Source organism: Allocoleopsis franciscana PCC 7113, from assembly GCF_000317515.1.
Taxonomy (GTDB): domain Bacteria; phylum Cyanobacteriota; class Cyanobacteriia; order Cyanobacteriales; family Coleofasciculaceae; genus Allocoleopsis; species Allocoleopsis franciscana.
This window is the reverse complement of the sequence record NC_019738.1, coordinates 4,465,802-4,481,108: the sequence shown is the minus strand read 5'-3', so window position 1 is coordinate 4,481,108 and position 15,307 is coordinate 4,465,802. Positions and strand designations below refer to the sequence as shown.

Here is a 15,307-nt window from a genome sequence, read left to right as displayed (position 1 = left end):
CTTAGACTACTTAGACTACCTGAAAGAGACTAAGCCTTGTATCTTGACAAAAAATGTTGTATATGCATTTATACCCAAAGGATCATGAGTAGCTTTGCTTGAGGAATTCTTGGTGTAGTGAACTTCAAACAAACGGGAACCATGACACCATTTCGGATCACAACTGAACGATTAGAAGTGATAGCAGGAACTTTAGAACTAGCACAAGCAGAAATCAGTGATCGCGCCAAGTTTGCTCAGCTCCTTAATGCGCGTGTACCCGATACTTGGCCTCCTGAATTTAACGACCATGAAACGATGTCTTTTTTCTTACAGAGGTTGGAGGAAGCTCCCGATCAAATAGGATGGTGGGCTTGGTACTTCGTTCTCAATAGTCAGGTAAAAAATGAGCGGATTTTAATTGGCAATGGAGGCTTTAAAGGTAAACCCACCTCTGATGGAACAGTAGAAATCGGGTACTCAGTTTTAAAGGAATTTCAAAACTTAGGATACGGTACCGAAGCGATCCAAGCCCTGATTGATTGGGCGTTTAATCATGCTGAAGTTCAGCGCGTCATCGCAGAAACCTTGCCAGAACTTAAACCCTCACAACGACTTCTGGAAAAATGCCAGTTTACGAATATTGGAGAAGGTTCAGAGGCAGGAAGTATTCGCTTCGAGCTACTTCGCCGTTACTCAGGGGATGGGGAGATGGGGAGAGGTTGATCACCTATTAGGGGCGCGACATGTCGTGCCCCTACAAAAACTCTTGAATTCACATAAGAACCGCGATAAAGCTCCGGTTCCACTCTCCCTAAACCAGAGTCGGCACGCGAATATTCAGATGGGGGTACAAGGGGAAGCGATCGCACAATTCGGCTACCCGACGCCGACACTCAGCCGCCACAGTTTCATCCTCTGGATTGAGCAGGCGATCGGCAATAATGTCAGCAATCTCGGTGAATTCTGGTTGACCCATCCCCCGTGTCGTCATGGCGGGTGAACCCAATCGCAAACCACTGGTAACAAAGGGTGACTCTGGATCAAACGGTACCGTGTTCTTGTTGGTCGTAATGTTGACACCGCTCATCAGTTGGTCAGCACGCTTACCGGTCATGCCAATCGAACGCAAATCGACCAGCATCAAATGATTATCCGTTCCATCCGAAACCAGCTTGAAGCCCCGCTTTTGTAAGTGAGTGGCTAGCGCCTTAGCATTTTCAATCACATGAGCGGAATACTCTTTAAATTCCGGTTTCAGCGCTTCCCCAAATGCCACCGCCTTACCCGCGATCACATGCTCCAAGGGGCCGCCTTGAGTACCAGGGAAAACCGCTTTATCGAACTTCTTGCCCAATTCAGCATCATTGGTGAGAATTAAGCCACCTCTTGGCCCCCGCAGCGTCTTATGTGTGGTCGTTGTCACAACATGACAATGGGGAATTGGGTTAGGGTGATGACCGGTCGCCACCAAACCGGCAATATGGGCAATATCCGCCATTAAGTAGGCACCCACTTCATCGGCGATGCTTCTGAATTTTTCAAAGTCAATGATGCGAGGATAGGCAGAATAGCCGCAAACGATCAGCTTAGGTCGATCTTTCAGCGCTTGTTCCCGAATCTTTTCATAGTTCAGTTGCTCGGTTTCAGGGCTGACACCGTAGTGACATACCTTAAACCACTTACCCGATACATTCACGGGTGAACCATGAGTCAGGTGTCCCCCATGAGACAAATCCATACCCATAAACGTATCACCAGGCTCTAGCAGAGACAGGAACACGGCAAAGTTAGCCTGAGCACCAGAATGAGGCTGGACATTGGCATGAGCTGCGCCAAATAACTCTTTAGCACGGTCAATGGCGAGTTGCTCAACTTTATCAATAAACTCACAGCCGCCATAGTAACGCTTTCCTGGCAAGCCCTCAGCATACTTATTGGTCAGGACTGAGCCTTGAGCTGCCAAGACGGCGGCTGAGGTAAAGTTTTCGCTGGCAATCAACTCCAAATGATCGCGCTGACGCTGGAGTTCTTCCCCTAGACACTCGGCTACAGCAGGATCGGTTTGAATCAGAAAATCTAAGTTACTTTGAGTCACTTGAGTTAATCCCGAAAGATGCGCTTGAGTCATCGATCTTAGCTCTGTTTGCCACCCAATACCGAGAGATAGTTAAGCTGTATGTTTATCTACACTTGTCTCCACAGAGCTCAATTAAGATGAATAGCATCCAGGGTATGAGAGCTAGAGCGGAGGTGTTAGATGTTAGTCATTCTGATGGATGAACAAATCCTTTCCCCAGCTTGTGTTTGTCAGACCTGCTTACTCGCCGATCAAAGCGGTCAACCCCGCTGGCGTCAAGGCAAACTCGGCTGTGGTCATGCGGTACGTAAGCTCACGCCCCAGCAACCCGATCAATACGAGTGTGAGATGGGCTTCCGTATCGCCAGGGTTGAATAGTGTCCAGCCTAGGAAAGCGACAGGAGTAATGGCGATCGCTTTTTTTTTCTTTTGGAACCGATGGGGAAATCTACCCACGTCTCAGACCCGGTAGACCTTTGGGCTGCGCTATCCTGAACTTAGTCGGAAAAAATTCACGAGTAACATCCACAAGGAGAACGCACAATGACTTGGCGCGGTTCAACAACGGTTCAAGACCGAATTTTTGCTTGCCTTCCTTATCTGCTGCCTTTGATTGAGGGCTTGCTCCAGTTCGGTAAACTTCTTCAACAGTTTCCACCCTTGCAATTTTTGTTTCTGCCCCTCCTCCCTGTGATTGCCCTATACCAAAGCTTAGGTCGGTGGGGTAGTCTAATTATTTTCTTTGTCCTATTTTTAGCAGTAGTAAGAAATGAAAGAATTTCTCACTTCATTCGTTTCAACGCCATGCAAGCGATTCTTTTAGATATTTTGCTGATTCTGGTTGGCTTGGTTTTGGGAATTTTACAGCCAGTCTTGGGTACGAGCAGCTTGATTGTAAGCACATTGATTAATCTCGTATTTTTAGCTATAGTGGCGGCTTGTAGCTATTCAATGGTTCGGTCTTTACTGGGACATTACGCCGAAATTCCGACGCTATCCGAAGCCGCTTACGCACAAGTTCGCTGATATCCTTCATCAATTTCAATTAACTGCAAATCCCGCCTTTATTTGATTGTAGAAGGACATCAACTATTTGCACAAAGTACACCTATTAATAGGTACAAGCTCTCTTGTTAAGATTAAGAGCCATTAACTTGAGAGCCAGTGAATTGAGCAGCAGCAATTGAAAAAGCACTCCGGTTTAGCCCATCTGCTGCTAAGGGGCTTCTAGAGCAGAGCGGGCGACAACAGTGTTTTCTAGATGGCCGATGCCCTCAATTTCGACACGAACGCGATCGCCCATCTGCATCGGACCAATACCTTGGGGTGTACCTGTGAGCACAACATCTCCTGGTAGCAGTGTCATCACCTGAGAAATGTAAGACACCAAAAATTCTGGCGGAAATACCATCTGAGTGAGCAATGCCGATTGGACAGGCTGCGGGCGATCATTCAAAAAGGTTTGTAACCTTGCCCCAGCGCTCAGTTCTCGGACAATCCAAGGGCCGAGGGGACAAAAGGTATTGAAGCCTTTGGCTCTAGTCCATTGACCATCCTGTTGTTGTAAATCGCGAGCTGTGACATCATTAGCGATCGTGTAGCCCCAGATTTTGCTTTGAGCTTGCTTAGGTGTGCAGTCTACACAATGCTCACCAATCACCAGCGCTAACTCTCCCTCGTAGTCTACTCGCTGCGACTGAGGAGGATACTGGATTTCCTTGTCGGCGGATGTAATCGAGGTCGGAGGTTTCAGAAACAGGAGTGGCTCTTTTGGTACAGAGGTTCCCATTTCTTGGGCGTGTTCCGTGTAATTTTTGCCCACAGCCACAATTTTGCTGGGAGCACAAGGAGCAAGCAGTTCGTAACTACCCGGTTCTAACTCTAAATCCGTAGGTTGTCCCTGCAACCAAGGCGGTGCATCGAGAACCTGAATGTTGCGAGTGAGTTGCAACAAACCGTAGTAGGTTTGTCCTTTAGACGTTTTGACTCGGACATAGCGCTGCGCCATAATGTGAGATATTCCTTGCTAACTAGAGCGTAAGCCGTCTTGGTTTGGAGTAGATGCAAATTGACCCTGGCGACTAGCTAGAATTAATACCAGAAAATAGTAAGATTTTAAGTCCTTGCTTCTTCTGTGATTAGGTGGACAGTAACCTATTTTTGGTGCTGTCCATCGTCTTGTGAAGAGGCCAAGTTGTCCACAAGGAGATTAACACCATGGCTAGTAATTACGAATTGATGTACATCCTGCGCCCCGATTTAGGGGAGGAGCAGGTAGACCAAGCGATCGCCAAATATGAAAACCTTCTGCGTGAACAGGGTGTAGAGCAGCTCGAAATTCAGCATCGCGGCAAGCGTCGTCTGGCTTATGAAATCAACAGGCACCGCGAAGGGATCTATATCCAGATGAATTACCAAGCGCCTGCAACCCATGTGGCAATTGTGGAACGAGCGATGCGTCTGAGTGAAGAAGTGATTCGTTACTTGACCCTCAAACTGGAAGACCGCAAAGCTGATCCAGAACCCGCTCCAGTTGAAGTAGAGGCTTAGTAACCGCAAATCAGCCTGCCACCCCACCCAGTAACTCTGTGTAGGAAGTCTGATGACTCTACATTAAGGGTTGCAAATTTTTGCCGCATCTAGCAGATGGCTGGTTTTCAAAGAGTATGGTTTTACCCCCGCCTGAATTTCTGCTTCAGACGGGGATTTTTATCTGTAACGAAAAACCATAAACTTCAACGCTATTGCAGCTCTTTTCAAAATAAAGCTGAGATTGCCGTTTTCTCTCCCATAGACGCGGTTAGCCTATCCTGACCCAGGCCACAAGAGTAGGAAGAAGTGTTTATAGATACCCACTTCCACGGCTCCTGTGTCTTTTTTGTCAGCGAACACCTGCAACCCTAGCGCCTGTGCCCCTGTGTCCACCAACATGATACTCACGGATCGTGCCCCCCATAAAGTTTCGAGCTGGAATCAGCAAACCTATCAACGCTTGAAACTTGCATTGAGTCTTGGTCTGCGTCGCCAAATTTTTGTGGCGGTGTGTGATGACTTGAGCCTACGCAACCGTTTAGCAGGTAAATTACATGCCGAGTTGGGTACCTCTTCGGCAAGAGCGTCCATGGACGCTCCAGGCAACTCAAGATTGATCAGCCTGAAATTAAACCTGAGCGACCCCAATCCTTTAGCCCAAATTGCTCAATGGTTCTCCCAGAATCGGCAATTCCGTAATTCTAAACCAGCGCCAGGTTTTCAAATTCTAGGGGTTGAGCGCTTAACGCGGCAACCGCCATCGGTGCAGCGATTGTTTCTCAGACGCTTACAATCAATTGACCGAAATTTGCTGCGCTTGGAATCAACCTTATTACTTTGGTTGCCACGACCTTGGTTCCACATGATTCAGCAGTCTGTACCAGAGTTTTGGCAGTGGCACACAGGTATCTTTGAGTTTGAAGGAGAGCCAACTCCGTTACCTCCGGTTGGTGCTTCTAAACCAGAGGCTTCCCCCAATTCAGTGGCGTTGGAGTCCGAGGCAGGACAAGGTTCTTTCCAGGAACACTTGCGAACACTCCTGACTCACGACTTGGCAGAAAGCGACAAGCGACCCGTTATTGAGCAAATTAGTTGGAAAAAACAATACCCTCTCAACCCTCCAGCTCACAAACCAGCCGCAGATGCGCCTAAGGTCGCTAGCGCTTCCCCATTGGGGAAACCAAACCATCAAATGGGTACAGCCTTCTGTGTCCCAAATGATTACGCTAAAACGACCCATTACCCGATTCCTCCTGCTCAAAAGGTTGTTCCGTTAAAAGAAGACGAGACAGGGGTGTTTGAGGAACTCATAGAGCATGAGATATCAATGCCGCTAACACCTCATGCTGAATTGGGTTTGGGTAATTTAGAGCGGGAATTAGAGGAACTTCAGATTGATGAGTTCATGAGTTATCCTCAACCCCCCCTGCTTCATTCCCAATCAAGTGAACCGACTTCAGCAGCATCGGCAAACGGGCAATCCTTGCCACCCTCCCTCTCCTCGCCCACACCACAGCCAGAACCCCAGCCAACCGAGTCGCCAGCAGAGACTTATTTAGAACTGGGTCATCACTATCGCCATGCCATTGAGCAGGGAGACGCCTCTGAAGAAAACTTGATGATTGCCATCCAGGCTTATGAGCAAGCCTTGCATTGGTTAGACAAATCCTCGCCCCAAGTTTCAGATATCCTGAATGATTTGGGTAATCTGTATTGGATGTTGTCCCGTTGTCCTGGCAGCGTGGATCAAGCGCTTTCCTATTTGGAGCAAGCCATTCAAGCCTACCAACTGGCTTTGACGAAGCTGACGGCGGAAGAAGCGCCCCAAACCTACGCGATGATTCAAAATAATCTGGGAGCCGCTTACGGGGATTTAGCTCGACACAAAGACCCAGCAGAGAGCTTGGAGCAGTCAATTCGTGCCTATGAAGAAGCCTTGCGCTATCGCCGTGCTGACAGTGATCCCTTAAAGTATGCTTCTACGCAGAACAATTTGGGTACCGCTCACTGGAATTTAGCTCAGCATCAAGCTTCGGCTGCCCATTTACGAGCCGCGATCGCAGCTTATAACGAGGCTCTTTCTTATTATGCCCCTCAATCTGAGCCGTTAAATTGGGCCATGATTCAAAATAACATTGGGACGGCCTACTGGAATCTGGCTCAGTACGAGCAACAGGAAATCTGGTTACCCCTGGCAACAGTGGCTTATCAGGAGGCGTTGAAGTACCGAACACCGGAGGTTGCTCCTGCGGCTTGTGCGGCTACGCTGAATAATTTGGGGACAGCTTACTGGCATTTGGCAGACCGTTGCCAGAACCAACCACAGCAGAGAGCGGAATACTTAAAGCAATGTATTGATGCTTATGAAAAGGCGTTAGCGCTAGCGGGACGTCGGCCTTTGGCGTTAACGGAGGAATCATCTCCAACCAACCCACCCATATCCGTTAATTTTGATGTGTTTGCAACCCACAATAATCTGGGATTAGCCCATTACCAGCTAGCAACGGAGTTACACTTTTTTATCAGTCAAGAGTCTAAGTTAACTCATCTGGAATCGGCTTTAGAGCAACACGCACAAGTTTGCAAAGATGAGGCCGCACAATCGGAGTCCTACCAAACGGCTGTCAGTTACATCATTAAGAGCATTCGTACCATTTATCAAGAAGGTGGAATGGCTGGGCAAAGTCGTGCTTTGGCTAAGGTGCCGGGGCAGTTGTTGCCGGAGATTTTGCCGCGTTTGTAAATACTGGAGTTTAGACTAAGACCAATTAACTCAGCGATCGTGCAAGAATAATGGACGCAATTGCCATGTAACCCATTGCCTTGACGAATAAATAACTCCCCAGTTACTATTGGTATATGGCAAGAACTCCAACCATTACCCAGTCTCAAATCCTGAAGGCTGCTCGCGAAGTCTTCCTCGAACAGGGATTCAGTGCCACCACGGCGGACGTAGCCAACCGTGCGGGCATCTCAAGTGCCAGCATCTTCAAGCACTTTCCAACCAAAGAAGCCCTGTTCTTTGCTGCGATGTCAGAAGCTCCCCGCGATCGCATTTGGACAGCAGAACTCGAAGCTGAAATTGGACAGGGTGACCCTCGATCTGACTTACTAAAAATCGCGTTACGGATTGCATCTTACACAGGAGAGTTATTGCCACAAATGATGCTGGCATGGTCAGTGCGGCAACCCGGTGAGATCGTCAGACCGCCAGGAATTGAACCCGACTTCGCCGCCCTCACTGCGTACCTCGGACGTGAGATGGCGCTCGGACGCATTGCGCGAGGTGACCCAACCATTCCAGCTTTGACTTTGCTGCACACCGTTGTCGGCTTCACCATGAGCCAGACGTTGGAAAGCACGACTGTTCGCCTGGACACAAGCCGCTTTCTTGAGGATTTTGTCAATCTGCTATGGCGAGGGCTTGACCCTAACGGATAAACGGCATGATCTTTTTTTTGACTCAATAATAACTAATCAATTAGTTATAAATAATCTGCCCTTATAAAGACGCCCTTGAACCCTCACCCACTTTTATTCAGCCCTAAGGAGCAACCACCATGACCGCTATCCACCAAACCATCACCCTCGAACACGTTGATATAACCTCGCCTAGTTTCAGAGCGAATCCGTTCCCGACGTTTAGACGCTGGCGAGATACCCGACCCGTCGTGCCAGTTCGAGCGTTTGGGGAACGCGCCTGGATTATCACCCGCTATGACGACGTACTTGCCGCGCTCACCGACGAACGCCTCGTTAAAGACCGCCGCAATGCTCAAGATCCCAATAAAAAGCAACGAGGAATGTGGACACCGGGATTCGTCAAGCCCCTTCAGCGCAATATGATCGACTCCGACGCACCCGATCACACCCGGCTGCGTTCTCTGGTGCATCAAGCGTTCATGCCACGTCTAATCTCGCAAATGCAAACCCGGATTCATCGCCTCGCCCATGAACTGATTGATCGGGTCGAAGCCAAAGGCGAAATGGATTTAGTTGATAACTTTGCGTTGCCCATTCCTCTGGTTGTGATCAGCGAGATGCTTGGCGTTGCCGAACCGGATCGCGCAGCCTTTCACCGTTGGTCAAACGTCATGGTTAACGTGACTAAACCCAGTAACGGCATCCTTGCCATTCCCAGCCTGTACCAATTCGTTCGGTTTCTGCGCCGGCTGTTCCGTGAACATCGCCTCAATCCGCAAGACGACTTAACCAGCGCCCTACTGCAAGCTGAATCAGAAGGTTCGCAATTATCCGAAGATGAATTAATTGGTATGGTTGCGCTCTTACTGTCGGCTGGTCACGAAACCACAGTTAATTTAATTGGTAATGGCGTGTTGGCATTGCTAACGCACCCAGCCGAACTTGATCGCTTACGCACTGAACCCGAACTGATGAAATCTGCTGTCGAAGAACTTGTGCGCTACACTCCTCCAGTGTTGTTCGCCACAACACGCTATGCCCGTGAAGACATTGTAATCGCTGGCACATGCATTCCTAAAGGTGAGTCGGTACTTGCTGCACTAGGATCGGCTAACCATGATGAATCAAAATTTGAGAATCCAGAAACCCTTATCCTAGACCGACAAAACAATAAGCACCTTGGTTTTGGGTTGGGTATGCACTACTGTCTTGGTGCGCCCCTAGCACGGCTTGAGTCCAGCATTGCATTCCAAGTGCTGTTCGAGCGTTTGCCAAATATTCGACTCGCTGTCAATCCTGAAAATCTGCGTTGGAATTCTAATCTGATTACCCGAGGCGCGAAAGCAATTCCCGTTAAGTTCTGAATTGACCAAAAAAGGCGGAAGGGAGAAGGCTCCAGGGCAGAAGGTGTATTTTGGTGCCCTTTCCTTTTAGGTCGGACGATCGCATTAGGCTAGATTCCCCCAACCTCTAAACGACAAGCAAGGAGAACCACAGAACTTAAAAACAGATTTGGAAAGCAGCTTTACAATAAAACCTAACCGACAATAGATATTAGAACCCAATTTTCAGCCATCCCAAGGGACATTTATTGGAAAGACTTTGTGTGAACGTTTCCACTACCTCAGTAAATCTTGACCTAAAGACTCTATTTCCGTTTGAACTTGATGACTTTCAACAACAAGCGATCGCAGCCCTGAATGCCGGTCGCTCTGTGGTTGTCTGTGCTCCCACCGGTTCGGGGAAAACCCTCATTGGAGAATATACCATTCACCGTGCCCTAGCGCGGGGCGGTCGCATTTTTTATACCACACCCTTAAAAGCCCTCTCTAACCAGAAGCTGCGGGATTTCCGAGAATTATTTGGTGCACAGCAAGTCGGTTTGCTGACCGGTGATATCTCCATCAACCGGGATGCCCCCATCTTGGTGATGACCACCGAAATCTTCCGCAACATGCTCTATGGCACACCGATTGGGGAAGTCGGCACCTCCCTGACGGGTGTAGAAGCGGTCGTCTTGGATGAGTGCCACTACATGAATGATCGGCAGCGGGGCACTGTTTGGGAAGAATCCATTATCTACTGCCCCCCAGAAGTCCAACTCGTTGCCCTCTCCGCCACGGTTGCGAATGCGGATCAGCTAACCGAATGGCTGAATCTCGTGCATGGTGCAACCGAACTCATTTACTCCGACTTCCGACCTGTTCCCTTACAGTTTTACTTTGGGAACACCAAGGGCGTTTTTCCCCTTCTCGATGAGACTCAAACCCGAATTAGCCCTCGCCTCAAACCCAAAAACAAAGGAGGCAAACAACGAGGAGGGCGTCCCGAAAGTCCCCACATGACCTATATCCTAGAGCAACTCGCGGCACGGGATATGTTACCCGCAATTTACTTTATCTTCAGTCGTCGGGGCTGTGATCGCGCTGTGGAGGAAATGGGAGATTTTTCCCTGGTTAATGAACAGGAAACCGCCCAACTCAAGGAGAAAATTGACGAATTTTTAAGTCGTAATCCAGAGGCTGGTCGGGCTGGACAAGTGGAACCCCTTTACCGAGGGATTGCGGCTCATCACGCCGGTATTTTACCCGCCTGGAAGGGATTGGTGGAAGAACTGTTCCAAATGGGTCTGATTAAAGTCGTATTTGCCACGGAGACACTGGCAGCAGGGATTAATATGCCTGCGCGTACCACGGTGATTTCCACCCTTTCCAAACGGACTGACCGGGGACACCGCTTGCTGACGGCTTCAGAATTCTTACAGATGGCAGGTCGTGCCGGACGGCGAGGCATGGATGCGATCGGCTATGTGGTCACCTTACAGACGCCTTTTGAAGGGGCAAAAGAAGCGGCTTACCTCGCAACGGCGGGTGCTGACCCCCTCGTGAGCCAGTTCTCGCCCACTTATGGCATGGTGCTGAATTTGCTGCAAACCCACTCGGTGAGTGAAGCCAAAGATTTGGTGGAACGCAGCTTTGCCCAGTACTTGGCGACCCTTTATCTGCGACCTCAGCAACAAGCGATTACGGAGTTAACCACAGAACTGACGAAACTGGATATTCAACTCGCTCCTATCGAAGTGAAACAGTTGGAAAGGTATGAAAAACTCAGTGAACGCCTGAAAGAAGAACGCCGCTTGCTGAAACTTCTGGAAAATCAGGCAGAAGCGGTACGTGCCCAGGAAATTGCCCAGGTTCTGAAAGATGCGCCACCCGGAACCATCCTCTATCTCAAAGGGAAGCATGTCAAGGTATCTTCACCCGTGCCAGCGGTTTTGGTAACCAAGGAAAAAGGCAGTGGTCATTCGCCTAATTTTGTCTGTTTAAGCACCCAAAATCGGTGGTATGTGGCAACAACGGCGGACGTTGTTGATATGTTTGCCGAAGACGAGATGGGATATGTCGAGTATGTCCCTGTACCCAAGGAACTCATGCTCAAGCCGGGTCAAGTCAGGCGCGGTACAGAGGAGACAGAAGCGATCGCAGAACACCTGCAAAGGAGTATTGGGCATCAAGCGCCATCTGCTGACATAGCATCTTTTGCACCCGAAGTGTTCACTCAAGCTAAAGTTGTGGAGGCTGTCAAAGACCAACTGGACAATCATCCCTTGCACTACTGGGGCAATCCCGGTAATTTGATTAAGCGTCACAAGCGTCGATTAGCATTGCAAGAAGAAATTCATCAGCATCAAGCCCAGTATCGAGAAAACCAAGCTCACCACTGGCAGGAATTTCTGAACTTGATTGAGGTACTCAGAGCATTTGGTTGCTTGGATAACGTCACACCCACCCCTCTAGGAAAAGCCACCGCTGCCATTCGGGGAGATAACGAATTATGGCTAGGACTGGCGCTGATGTCGGGGGAATTTGATCACTTAGACCCCCACCACCTAGCAGGCGCGATGTGTGCTCTGGTGACCGAAACCCCTCGCCCCGATAGCTGGACGAACTACTTACCCCCTGAACCCGCGATCGAAGCGTTGGTTCATTTAAAAGGAACGCGGCAGAGTCTGCTGAAATTGCAGTATCGCTATGACATCTCCTGGCCGATTTGGCCGGAATATAAATTCCTGGATAAGATCGTCGGCGGATTAATGGGTTTGGTAGAGCAGTGGGCTTTAGGCATCTCCTGGACAGATTTGTGCGCCAACACCAGCTTAGATGAAGGGGATGTGGTGCGGATTTTGCGCCGGACAGTGGATATTCTGTCCCAAATTCCCCATGTGCCGGCTGTACCCAATTCTTTGAGAGCTAATGCCATTCGAGCCATCCAGTTACTTGACCGATTCCCCGTCAACGAAGTGGTAGATTAACGTTTCTATGTTCCCAATCCCCAATTTCAAATTCCTGCTCCAGGATAAGAAGTTCTACACTTAGAATTTCTAAGCACGCCCTTTGGTCATCGCCTCAGGTGCCAAAGGGATATTGGTTATGGGTGAGCGACGAAGGAGCATAGGTGAGGAGTTATTTGCGTTCTAATCAGCCATGGCATTTATCGACAGAGCGACTTAAACCGTTGTTTTCCAGACACCGCAACCGGACAAATCCAGGCATTCCCTGGAAGTCAATTCTTGTTGGAAGCGCCATCGCCACGTTGTTCCATTCAGGAGTGCTGCCATCCGCCGTGTGGGCAGAAACGGCGAAACTGGGAGTGGTCAAAAGTCCCGAAAATGAAGGGTATTGGTCAGAAATTACCACCCGCTTACAAGCCACAGGGGTTGATTACTGCATCGTTGATTTCTCTCAAGTCCAACAAGTCTCGGATTTGGGTAGCCCGAAATTACTATTTTTACCCAATATTGAGCGGCTCGAAGCCCCACAGCTAGTGGCACTCCAAGAATGGATGCGCCAAGGCGGTCGAGTGATTGTTAGTGGGCCGATGGGGACGCTTTCCCAACCTGAAATCCGCACTCGGTTGCGGACGCTTTTGGGTGCTTACTGGGGATTTGACCTCAAACAACCTTCTGGGTTGAAGCCGTTGAGAACGGCTCAACAGACGTGGGTACCCTCATCTGGCTCTACGGGCAATATCCGGGGAGGCGTCGTCATTCCCACTGGCTTAACTTCTTCTACCGCTGCTGTCTGGAGTCAGAGGGACAACTCACCCGCTGTGGTGAGCAATGACCAATCGATCTTTTTGGGCTGGCGCTGGGGTGTTGATGTCATGGTACCTCCAGCCGTGGATACCGCCTGGTTACAAGCCGCTCTCCGTCGCTATGATATACCTCCCAGTCCATCAGAAGGAACGTCTTCCCCATCTCAACCCTATTGTGTGCCGTCTCAAGCCTCAGCCACTCAGCGCTCCTTAACGTCCCTGCCGAGTGGTAATCTACCTAATCCGACAAGGGTTACGCCGCGCACCGCCTCTGGCAGCGCCAATACGCCGACGAGAATTGCCCAAGTTGACCCTGATTTTGGGGTCGCACCCGCACAAGTCTTACCCAACAGTAAAGGTCCTCTCACCGCAGGGCAAGTCAGTGCGATGAGTCAGGAGTTGAAAAATCTAATCGGTCGGGTTGAGAGTGCCCTCCTGAGTGCTAATGCCTCGAATAGTAATGTGAATTTACCTACCACTGCGGCGATTGAGCAATTTCTCCGTGCGGGTGCCAAAGGGGATTCTAGACCCGAAGACGCCCAGACTCCTGACCCCACAATGGGCAGTAACTCAACGATTAGAGCTGTCGTTCAGGCGAGGATGGGACTGCAAAACTTCCTCAATGCCATAGCACAAAATGACTATGATCAGGCAAGACAGCATTGGCTCCAAGCCCGACGTACCCTGTGGGAGAACTACCCAATTGATCGTAAGCTGACTCAGCCAGAGATTCGGGCGATTTGGTTAGACAGGGGAACCATTGTCCGCGCTAAATCAGAGCAGGATTTAGCCAAAGTTTTCGATCAACTGGCAGCAGCAGGTTTTAATACCGTATTCTTTGAAACTGTCAATGCCAGTTATCCGATTTATCCCAGTCGTGTTGCACCAGAACAAAACCCGTTAGTCAAAGGTTGGGACCCCTTAGCCGCTGCCGTGAAGTTAGCCCATCAGCGGGGGATGGAATTGCACGCTTGGGTTTGGATGTTTGCAGCGGCGAACCAGCGTCATAACACCATCTTGAACCAACCCGCCACCTATCCAGGGCCGCTCCTCAAGGCTCTTCCAGACTGGGCGATGTTTGATCAGCGGGGGCGTCTGTTCGATCCGAATACGAAAAAGGCGTTCCTCGACCCCGCGAATCCACAAGTGCGGCAATATCTCATGGCACTGGTTGAGGAAATCGTAACTCGCTACGAGGTCGATGGCATTCAACTGGACTACATCCGCTACCCGTTTCAAGACCCCAGAGTGAATCAAAACTTTGGTTATGGCAAGGCGGCACGTCAGCAGTTTAAGGAACTGACGGGTGTTGACCCCATTCAAGTTTCCCCCACTCAGCGGGATTTATGGCAAAAGTGGACAGATTTTCGCATCCGGCAAATCGACAGTTTTGTCTCAACCTTGGCAACGCGCCTGCGAAAACAACGTCCGTCTCTGATTCTTTCTGCCGCTGTCTTTCCCCTACCCCGTCAGGAGCGTTTGCAAAGACTGCAACAAAATTGGGAAGATTGGGCGATTCGAGGGGATATTGACCTTATGGTTCCTATGACTTATGCCTTAGATACCACGGGTTTAGAGAGGCTAGCTCAGCCGGTGCTGATGCAATCCACCTTGAGTTCAACCTTGATGTTGCCCGCGATTCGGTTGTTGAATTTGCCGACAATCGTCGCTGTTGACCAAATTCAACTGTTGCGAGATTCCCCATCCAGCGGATATGCTCTGTTTGCGGTTGAGAATCTTGATAGCAATCTTCAGAATGTCTTCCGTCGGACTCAGAGCGGGGAGAATGTTCGCTCCAGCCCTCCCTCTCCCATCCCTTACCGTCAGCCTTTTCCCGCCGCCGCCGCTCGTTATCAGGCTCTACAACGGGAATGGAGTTTTCTGTTGGCGAATCAGCAACTTTTGCTGCGAGAGCCAGCGCTCTCCGAGTGGGGAAAACAAGCCGACACGCTCTCAACGTTACTCAATCAACTGGCGCAAGAACCATCCAGGCAGAATTTGTTGGCGGCAAAAGCTTATTTGGTATCGTTCCGCTCTCAATTTCAAAGATGGATGCAAAGCCAATCGGCTACACAACCTTATCAAGTCCAAGTGTGGGATAACCGTTTGGCAACCATTGAGCGGTTGCTGCGCTATGGGGAACGAACGGTGCTCAAACCAGATTAAGCTAAAGGGGGCAGAAAAACCATCGACTGGCTT

Annotated in this window: 12 protein-coding genes; 9 read left to right on the top strand and 3 right to left on the bottom strand. The window is 49.7% G+C overall.

Annotated features, from left to right (window positions below; genetic code table 11):
* Positions 1–141 precede the first annotated feature (141 nt).
* Complete coding sequence (locus tag MIC7113_RS18610; RefSeq protein WP_015183719.1) at positions 142–705, top strand: GNAT family N-acetyltransferase; 564 nt, start codon at positions 142–144, stop codon at positions 703–705.
* An 88-nt stretch (positions 706–793) separates the two neighbouring features.
* Here MIC7113_RS18610 and glyA read toward each other — a convergent pair whose 3' ends face one another.
* Positions 794–2,077, bottom strand: coding sequence for a serine hydroxymethyltransferase (gene glyA / locus MIC7113_RS18605; protein WP_041780997.1), 1,284 nt, complete (start codon positions 2,075–2,077; stop codon positions 794–796).
* 162 nt (positions 2,078–2,239) lie between these two features.
* On the opposite strand from glyA, the gene MIC7113_RS18600 reads away from it, so the two are divergent.
* Together MIC7113_RS18600 and MIC7113_RS18595 are read left to right on the top strand one after the other, a co-directional pair.
* On the top strand, positions 2,240–2,437 hold the full coding sequence (locus MIC7113_RS18600) for a hypothetical protein (RefSeq protein WP_015183717.1): 198 nt from the start codon (positions 2,240–2,242) through the stop codon (positions 2,435–2,437).
* Between the two features lie 165 nt (positions 2,438–2,602).
* Positions 2,603–3,085 carry a Tic20 family protein gene (locus MIC7113_RS18595; protein WP_015183716.1) on the top strand — a complete coding sequence of 161 codons (483 nt, stop codon included), beginning with the start codon at positions 2,603–2,605 and terminating at the stop codon, positions 3,083–3,085.
* 190 nt (positions 3,086–3,275) lie between these two features.
* Here the strand turns inward: MIC7113_RS18595 and MIC7113_RS18590 are convergent, their stop codons facing one another.
* Positions 3,276–4,067 (bottom strand): fumarylacetoacetate hydrolase family protein, encoded by a 792-nt coding sequence (locus MIC7113_RS18590; RefSeq protein ID WP_015183715.1) that lies wholly within the window; start codon positions 4,065–4,067, stop codon positions 3,276–3,278.
* A gap of 209 nt (positions 4,068–4,276) precedes the next feature.
* Here MIC7113_RS18590 and rpsF point away from each other — a divergent pair, with 209 nt between their 5' ends.
* Positions 4,277–4,609 (top strand): 30S ribosomal protein S6, encoded by a 333-nt coding sequence (rpsF, locus tag MIC7113_RS18585; RefSeq protein ID WP_015183714.1) that lies wholly within the window; start codon positions 4,277–4,279, stop codon positions 4,607–4,609.
* 255 nt (positions 4,610–4,864) lie between these two features.
* Here the strand turns inward: rpsF and MIC7113_RS38685 are convergent, their stop codons facing one another.
* Positions 4,865–4,999, bottom strand: a complete 135-nt coding sequence (locus MIC7113_RS38685) for a hypothetical protein (RefSeq protein WP_256374757.1) — start codon at positions 4,997–4,999, stop codon at positions 4,865–4,867.
* Between MIC7113_RS38685 and MIC7113_RS18580 the strand changes: the two genes are divergently transcribed.
* From MIC7113_RS18580 to MIC7113_RS18560, 5 genes are all read left to right on the top strand, one after another.
* Positions 4,989–7,334, top strand: a complete 2,346-nt coding sequence (locus MIC7113_RS18580; RefSeq protein ID WP_015183713.1) for a tetratricopeptide repeat protein — start codon at positions 4,989–4,991, stop codon at positions 7,332–7,334. The two genes, MIC7113_RS38685 and MIC7113_RS18580, sit on opposite strands and share 11 nt — an antisense overlap.
* A gap of 116 nt (positions 7,335–7,450) precedes the next feature.
* The gene (locus MIC7113_RS18575) at positions 7,451–8,032 is read left to right on the top strand and encodes a TetR/AcrR family transcriptional regulator (protein ID WP_015183712.1); all 582 of its coding nucleotides are present in this window, start codon (positions 7,451–7,453) and stop codon (positions 8,030–8,032) included.
* Between the two features lie 119 nt (positions 8,033–8,151).
* Positions 8,152–9,378 carry a cytochrome P450 family protein gene (locus MIC7113_RS18570; protein WP_015183711.1) on the top strand — a complete coding sequence of 409 codons (1,227 nt, stop codon included), beginning with the start codon at positions 8,152–8,154 and terminating at the stop codon, positions 9,376–9,378.
* A gap of 242 nt (positions 9,379–9,620) precedes the next feature.
* Positions 9,621–12,326 (top strand): DEAD/DEAH box helicase, encoded by a 2,706-nt coding sequence (locus MIC7113_RS18565; protein ID WP_015183710.1) that lies wholly within the window; start codon positions 9,621–9,623, stop codon positions 12,324–12,326.
* A gap of 143 nt (positions 12,327–12,469) precedes the next feature.
* On the top strand, positions 12,470–15,274 hold the full coding sequence (locus MIC7113_RS18560; RefSeq protein WP_015183709.1) for a family 10 glycosylhydrolase: 2,805 nt from the start codon (positions 12,470–12,472) through the stop codon (positions 15,272–15,274).
* The last annotated feature ends 33 nt before the right edge of the window (positions 15,275–15,307 follow it).

What these genes read in the sequence shown, in the direction of transcription:
- MIC7113_RS18610 (WP_015183719.1), top strand. Translation starts at nt 142, where the DNA reads ATGACACCATTTCGGATCACAACTGAACGATTAGAAGTGATAGCAGGA.
- MIC7113_RS18600 (WP_015183717.1), top strand. Translation starts at nt 2,240, where the DNA reads ATGTTAGTCATTCTGATGGATGAACAAATCCTTTCCCCAGCTTGTGTT.
- MIC7113_RS18595 (WP_015183716.1), top strand. Translation starts at nt 2,603, where the DNA reads ATGACTTGGCGCGGTTCAACAACGGTTCAAGACCGAATTTTTGCTTGC.
- MIC7113_RS18590 (WP_015183715.1), bottom strand. Translation starts at nt 4,067, where the DNA reads ATGGCGCAGCGCTATGTCCGAGTCAAAACGTCTAAAGGACAAACCTAC.
- rpsF (WP_015183714.1), top strand. Translation starts at nt 4,277, where the DNA reads ATGGCTAGTAATTACGAATTGATGTACATCCTGCGCCCCGATTTAGGG.
- MIC7113_RS18580 (WP_015183713.1), top strand. Translation starts at nt 4,989, where the DNA reads ATGATACTCACGGATCGTGCCCCCCATAAAGTTTCGAGCTGGAATCAG.
- MIC7113_RS18575 (WP_015183712.1), top strand. Translation starts at nt 7,451, where the DNA reads ATGGCAAGAACTCCAACCATTACCCAGTCTCAAATCCTGAAGGCTGCT.
- MIC7113_RS18570 (WP_015183711.1), top strand. Translation starts at nt 8,152, where the DNA reads ATGACCGCTATCCACCAAACCATCACCCTCGAACACGTTGATATAACC.